General features: G+C 67.0%; 5 protein-coding genes. 2 read left to right on the top strand and 3 right to left on the bottom strand.

All coding sequences use genetic code 11. The annotated features are described in order from the left end of the window. Positions 1 to 951: 951 nt before the first annotated feature. Complete coding sequence (locus C8N44_RS19630; protein WP_107978463.1) at positions 952 to 3240, bottom strand: adenosylcobalamin-dependent ribonucleoside-diphosphate reductase; 2289 nt, start codon at positions 3238 to 3240, stop codon at positions 952 to 954. Positions 3241 to 3651: 411 nt separating this feature from the next. Next, the gene (locus tag C8N44_RS19625; RefSeq protein ID WP_107978462.1) at positions 3652 to 4290 is read right to left on the bottom strand and encodes a LysE family translocator; all 639 of its coding nucleotides are present in this window, start codon (positions 4288 to 4290) and stop codon (positions 3652 to 3654) included. 451 nt (positions 4291 to 4741) lie between these two features. Here C8N44_RS19625 and C8N44_RS19620 point away from each other — a divergent pair, with 451 nt between their 5' ends. Further along, positions 4742 to 5173: a DUF1489 family protein gene (locus tag C8N44_RS19620; RefSeq protein ID WP_107978461.1), complete on the top strand. Its 432-nt coding sequence runs from the start codon at positions 4742 to 4744 to the stop codon at positions 5171 to 5173. A gap of 52 nt (positions 5174 to 5225) precedes the next feature. Here C8N44_RS19620 and C8N44_RS19615 read toward each other — a convergent pair whose 3' ends face one another. Then, positions 5226 to 5720 (bottom strand): YdcF family protein, encoded by a 495-nt coding sequence (locus C8N44_RS19615; protein WP_107978460.1) that lies wholly within the window; start codon positions 5718 to 5720, stop codon positions 5226 to 5228. A gap of 102 nt (positions 5721 to 5822) precedes the next feature. On the opposite strand from C8N44_RS19615, the gene yghU reads away from it, so the two are divergent. Beyond that, a complete protein-coding gene (gene yghU / locus C8N44_RS19610) occupies positions 5823 to 6689 on the top strand; it encodes a glutathione-dependent disulfide-bond oxidoreductase (protein WP_107978459.1) in 867 nt (288 codons plus the stop codon). The last annotated feature ends 48 nt before the right edge of the window (positions 6690 to 6737 follow it).

Below are 6737 nucleotides of genomic sequence, written 5' to 3'. Positions count from 1 at the left end.
CCGTATCCACGATCACAAGATCAACCGCCTCGACGAACTGCTCCCGTGGAACTGGAAGTCGTAGGATCAGGCGACGGTATCAACCGGTCGGTTACCAAAAATGGGGACGATCGCGCGCATTTGGTCTCAAGCGCTCTGTTTCTCGTCACATACGGTCGCGCTCCAGGAGTGTAAGTGGACGCCTTATACCAGTTTCTGTGCGCGCTTCGCCCCTGGGCGTCCCACTGCCTGAAGCCAAGCATTGCGTTAGGAAGAGTCCTAGACCGCTGCCGCCCCCCTTAGAGTCTTAGCCTCATCTCAGTCGCACTGTTGCTGTGACCGCGCATGCTCGGCGCCGCTCCCCGTCCTGGATGAAAAGCTGTCGGGCGCGGGGCGGGCTTTGGAGGCCGCGTGCGATGCCCGGCTTCGGGCATGACCATACGCAGCAACCTCCGCGGCCTTGTTCAGGCCAGTCTCGCGAAGGTCTTGGTGAGCAGCCATCTTATCCCGATCCTGGCTGTGGGGTCCGGCGGGTGCTGTCTTGGTTTGCACGCCCCGACCGTCCGAGACATGCCTGAAGTGATTGGCCTGGGCCTGTGCCTCAATCCAACAGATCGAATGCCATGGTCGGGATGGCCGGGCGTTGGCCCCAAGAGTCTCCAGCAGGGTGCCTCAGCAGATCCTGGCGGGTCCCTCGTCATACATCAGGTCAAACGCTTGGCATATTTGCAGACCTGGCGAGGCGACGACGAACACAGCGGACCTGAGCCCCCGGATCGGCCGCGCCCGGCAGAACCAAAGCCATCAAAGGAAAACCCCGGGGCACCAGCCCCGGGGTTTCGATCATTGAGCCTTGTCGATCAGATCAAGAGCACGGCGAAGGGCAATTGGGCCTTGACACCCCTTGCGCAGACTTATGCTTCCGTTTGCGCATTCATCTGCTTTCTCTGACTTACATCCATCACCACCGCTTCACCCGCACTTCGAGTGGCCGCAGCTCATGCAGGTCATGCAGCCTTCCACCATCTGCAGCTCAAACTGGCCGCAGGAGGGGCAGGCCTTGCCGGGGCGGCCGGTTTCCAGGCCCACGACCTTGGCCGTTGGATCCGTCTTCAAGCCCTTGCCCTCCCCTTCCAGGAAACCGATCGCGATCATGTGGCGCTCGATGACGCCGCCGATGGCCGCCAGGATCGAGGGGATGTACTTGCCCTGCACCCAGGCGCCGCCGCGCGGATCGAAGACGGCCTTCAGCTCCTCGACCACGAAGGACACGTCGCCGCCGCGCCGGAACACGGCCGAGATCATGCGCGTCAGCGCCACGGTCCAGGCGAAATGCTCCATGTTCTTGGAGTTGATGAAGACCTCGAAGGGCCGCCGGTGGCCGCCGATCACCACGTCGTTGATGGTGAGGTAGATCGCGTGTTCGCTGTCGGGCCACTTGAGCTTGTAGGTCGCCCCCTCGAGCGCCTGCGGCCGGTCAAGCGGCTCGGACATGTAGACCACCTCGGCGCCCTCGCTCGCCTCCTGCGCCAGTTCCGGCGTCTCGGCGGGCGTGGCCTCGGTCTTCTCCGACACCGACAGCACCGACCCGGTCACGTCGTTCGGGCGGTAGGTGGTGCAGCCTTTGCAGCCCGTCTCGTAGGCCTGCATGTAGACGTTCTTGAAGCCTTCGAAGCTGATGTCCTCGGGGCAGTTGATGGTCTTCGAGATCGACGAATCCACCCACTTTTGCGCCGCGGCCTGCATGCGGACGTGATCCTCGGGCGGCAGCACCTGCGCGTTCACGAAATGCGCCGGCAGGTCGGCATCGCCGAACTTGTCGCGCCACATCTGCACCGCGTAATCGACGACCTCTTCCTCGGTCCGCGTCCCGTCCTTCTGCAGCACCTTCCGGGTGTAGCTGTAGGCAAAGACCGGCTCGATCCCCGACGACACGTTCCCGGCGTAAAGCGAGATCGTCCCCGTCGGCGCGATCGAGGTCAGCAGCGCGTTGCGGATGCCGTGCTCGCGGACCGCCTCGCGCACGTCCTCGTCCATCTCCATCATGGTGCCGCTTGCAAGGTAGGGCTCCGCCTCGAACAGCGGGAAGGGCCCCTTCTCCTTGGCCAGCTCCACCGACGCGAGGTAGGCGGCCCGCGCGATGCGCTTCAGCCAGTCCTCGGTCTTGGCCGCGGCCTCTTCCGAGCCATAGCGCAGCCCCATCATCAGCAGCGCATCGGCAAGCCCCGTCACGCCCAGCCCGATCCGGCGCTTGTTGCGCGCCTCCTCGGCCTGTTGCTCCAGCGGGAAGCGCGACACGTCGACCACGTTGTCCATCATCCGCACGGCGGTCGCGACCAGCCCGTCCAGCGCCTCGTCCGAGATCCCCGCGCCCTCCTCGAAGGGCTTGTCCACCAGCCGCGCCAGGTTGATCGAGCCCAGCAGGCAGGCGCCGTAGGGCGGCAGGGGCTGCTCGCCGCAGGGATTGGTGGCCGCGATGGTCTCGCAGTAGCTCAGGTTGTTCTTCTCGTTGATGCGGTCGATGAAGATCACGCCCGGCTCGGCGTAATCGTAGGTCGCCTGCATGATGCGGTTCCACAGGTCGCGCGCCTCGACCGTGCGGTAGATCTTGCCGTCGAAGACAAGGTCCCAGGACCCGTCCGCCTTGACCGCCTCCATGAAGGCATCCGTCACCAGCACCGACAGGTTGAACATGCGCAGCCGCGCGCTGTCGGACTTCGCCTCGATGAAGGCCTCTATGTCGGGGTGATCGCAGCGCATGGTCGCCATCATCGCGCCCCGGCGCGAGCCCGCCGACATGATCGTGCGGCACATGGCGTCCCAGACGTCCATGAAGCTCAGCGGCCCGCTGGCGTCGGCGGCCACGCCGTGCACCATCGCGCCGCGCGGGCGGATGGTCGAGAAGTCGTAGCCGATCCCGCCACCCTGCTGCATAGTCAGCGCGGCTTCCTTCAGCATGTCGAAGATGCCCGCCATCGTGTCGGGCACCGTGCCCATGACGAAGCAGTTGAACAGCGTCACCGACCGCGCCGTACCGGCGCCCGCCGTGATCCGGCCCGCGGGCAGGTACTTGAAGTCCGCCAGCGCGTCGTAGAAGCGGTCTTCCCACTGCTCGGGGTTCTTTTCCTCGGCTGCGAGCGCGCGCGCGATCCGGCGCCAGCTGTCCTCCACGGTCCCGTCGACGGGCGTCCCGTCCGCCTCCTTGAGGCGATATTTCATGTCCCAGATCTGTTCGGCGATGGGGGCGGCAAAGCGGGTCATGGCAGCTACTCGTCTTTGTGGGGTCGTCAGGCGTGTCGGGGCGGCGTCAGGGGACGCAGAGTGGCATGGGCGGGGCGGGTGTCGCAAGGCGACGGCCCCTCGTCGTTCGGTGGTTTTGATTCCGGTCGGTGGAGAAGAAAGAAGCTACAGCAAGCCACTTCCTCGGGCAACCGCTTCGCTACAAGTACTGGTCAGTTTTCGCAAGCGGGACACCAGACCTTGGGGCATTCTTGTGCGGTGCCACTGCATCACCCCATTGAGCGGGCCACCACGACACATGCCGCAACAGGTCCCCTCTCCCGGGGGGGAGAGGGATAGGGTGAGGGGCGAGGAGCGCCCGGAAAACATGCTGGGAGCATGTTTTTAGCGACGAGCGGGCGAAGCCCCGGGAAGCGGCGCCCGAAAGCCGCCTCACTGCCGCGCTTCGCGCACCCCAGCCCAGAGCAGGCTTGCCCCCATCGCGCCGAAGGCACCCGCGAAGACGCCCTCGAACCAGCGGGCGAACCGCGCGTAGCCCCGCATGGCCATCCCGGTCGAGAACAGCAGCGCGTAGGTCCCGTAGATCACCAGCCCCGACAGCGCGCCCATCGGCCCGAAGGCCAGCACATGCCAGGCGCTCAGTCCCTGCCCGAACAGGAACGACGCCACCGCCGCCCACATGAGCGCCGCCTTGGGATTGGTGAGCAGGACCAGAATCCCGCGCTGCCACGCCTCCGCATCCGTCAGCGGCCGCGCCTCGGGCGAAACCGTGGCCCGCCCGCCGCCGCGCAGCGTGGCCCGCGCCGCCTTGATCCCGAGGAAAAGCAGGTAGGCCCCGCCCACGAGCTTCAGGGCCAGCAGCGACAGCGGAAAGGCCTCGATCAGCGCCCCGAGCCCAAGCGCCGTGGCCATCGACCAGACCAGCATCCCCGAAGAGATCCCGGTCACCACGCAAAGCGCCGGGCGCCGGCCCTGCGCGATGCCGACCGAGGCAACGGCGGCAAGGTTGGGTCCGGGGGAAACCTGCGCGGCCAGCACACCCAGCCAGGTCAGTGCGTAGATCGAAAGCATCCTCTCCTCCCTCGCCGGTGGGGCCTCTCCGCATGGTCGCCGACCCACGCCCGGCTGGCAAGAATTATGCAGGGGCACCACCACGGCCTCCGCCGGCACCCTAGCCTGCCTCGCGACACGCCCACCGTCACGGATAAGCGCACGACGCCCGCCACCCGCGCTCCCCTCCCCCTGCCAAGGGGAGGGTCAGGGAGGGGGATCAGGGTTAGCGAAACGCCAGCCCGCCCGGAGAAGCGCACCACAGGCGCCCGCCCCGTCGCCAGGCGGCCCTGCCCCCATGTCCTCGACGCAGCGCGCGGTGCCCTCCAAAACCACCAAACGTTACGTCCCGGTTAATACGACTATTTAACCCATTGATTTCTATAGGGCGCCAAAGTGTCCCGGCCCGGGACACCTCCTTGAACCCAACCGCCGGAGGGCTATCATGCCCCTCTCCAAAAGGGGGTGCGCCATGGCCGGATTCGTCCATCTACTCAAGCTCAGCGTCGGCACGGAAAGCGTGGAATCCCTCGCCGCCTGGCAGGCCTCGCCCGGCGCGCAGGGCCCCGACGGCCTGCCCCGCCACGTCACCCGCATGTTCCCCCGCCGCGAGGCCGAGGTGCTCGGCGGCGGCAGCATCTTCTGGGTCATCAAGGGCCTCATCCAGGCCCGCCAGTCCATCCGCCGCCTCGACCGGGTGATGGGCCAGGACGGAATCGAACGCTGCGCCATCGTCCTCGATCCCGATCTGATCCGGACCGAAACGGCGCCCAAGCGTCCCTTCCAGGGCTGGCGCTACCTCCAGCCGGAAAACGCCCCCCGCGACCTGCCCGCCCACCGGCAGGAAGAGGACAGCCTGCCCCCCGAACTCGCCGGCGCTCTGGCCGAAATCGGCGTCATCTGAACCACCGGGCGTCTCCCTCTCCCCCGGGGGGAGAGGGCCGGGGTGAGAGGGACTAGCGCCCCTCCCCCGAAGCCCAGGTCCAGACGAAAGCAGGCACCTCCCGCAGCGCCCCCTTCAGCTGCGGCCCAGGCCGCGCCTCCTTGATCGGCACCGGCGCGCCCTTCGCCGCGATCCCCTGCCGCCGCGCCAGCAACAGCGCCCGCGGCAGGTGCCATCCGTCCGAGACCACCAGCACGCGCGAAGCCGACAGCTCCTCCAGAACGGGCCGCGCGAAGGCGATGTTCTCGCGCGTGTTGGTCGAGCGATCTTCCAGCCGAAGCGCCGTCTCCGGCACCCCCGCCTTGAGACAGAGCCGCGCAATCAACTCCGCCTCCGAGGGCCCGTGCGCGCCCTCGCCGCCGCAGCCCACCACGGCCCGCACCCGGCCCGACAGCCACAGCGCCGCCCCGGCCCGCGCTCGCCGCGCCAGCACCGGCGAGGGCACGCCGCCCGGCCAGACCGCCGCCCCCAGAACCAGCGCAACGGGCCTCTCGTCCCATTCAGTCATCACGTCCCCTCGCGCCCGGACACGGCTCCGCTCACACCCTCTGGCATTCCCCGCCTCAACCGTTACCTTCCCGGCGAAACGGACGCGAGCCCAGGAGAGACCATGAGCGAGACCTACACCCCACCGAAAGTCTGGAAATGGGAAGCCGAAAGCGGCGGCCAGTTCGCCTCCATCAACCGCCCCATCGCCGGCCCCACCCATGACAAGGAGCTGCCGACCGGAGACCATCCCTTCCAGCTCTACAGCCTCGCCACTCCCAACGGAGTGAAGGTCACCGTCATGTTCGAGGAGCTTCTTGCCGCCGGTTTCGACGGCGCCGAATACGACGCCTGGCCGATCCGCATCGGGGATGGCGACCAGTTTTCTTCCGGGTTCGTCGAGGTGAACCCCAACTCCAAGATCCCCGCGCTCGTGGACCGCACCGGCGCTGTGCCGATCCGTGTCTTCGAATCCGGCGCGATACTGCTGCACCTTGCCGAGAAGTTCGACGCCTTCCTTGGCGTGCCGGAAAAGCGTCCCGAAATGCTGTCCTGGCTCTTCTGGCAGATGGGCAGCGCGCCCTACCTCGGCGGCGGCTTCGGTCATTTCTACGCCTACGCGCCCGAGAAGATGGAGTACCCCATCAACCGCTTCACCATGGAGACCAAGCGCCAGCTCGACGTGCTGAACCGCAACCTGTCGGAGCGCAAGTTCATGACCGGCGACGACTACACCATCGCCGACATGGCGATCTGGGCCTGGTACGGGCAGCTTGTTCTGGGGCGTCAGTACGGCGCCGCCGAGTTCCTTGACGTGGCGAGCTACACCAACGTGGTCCGCTGGGCCGAGGAACTGGACGCTCGCCCGCAGGTCCAGCGTGGCCGCAAGGTGAACAAGCTGACGGGCGAACCGCACGAACAGCTTCACGAACGCCACGACGCTGCTGATTTCGGGACCAAGACGCAGGACAAGATCGGCACGACCGACTGATCCGCCCTTTCCCGACGCGCAGGTCCGCCTATCTGGCGGGCCATGCGC

It is taken from the genome of Allosediminivita pacifica (assembly GCF_003054175.1).
GTDB lineage: Bacteria > Pseudomonadota > Alphaproteobacteria > Rhodobacterales > Rhodobacteraceae > Allosediminivita > Allosediminivita pacifica.
Note: the sequence above shows the minus strand (reverse complement) of the source record. Positions and strands in the feature narration are given on the sequence as shown.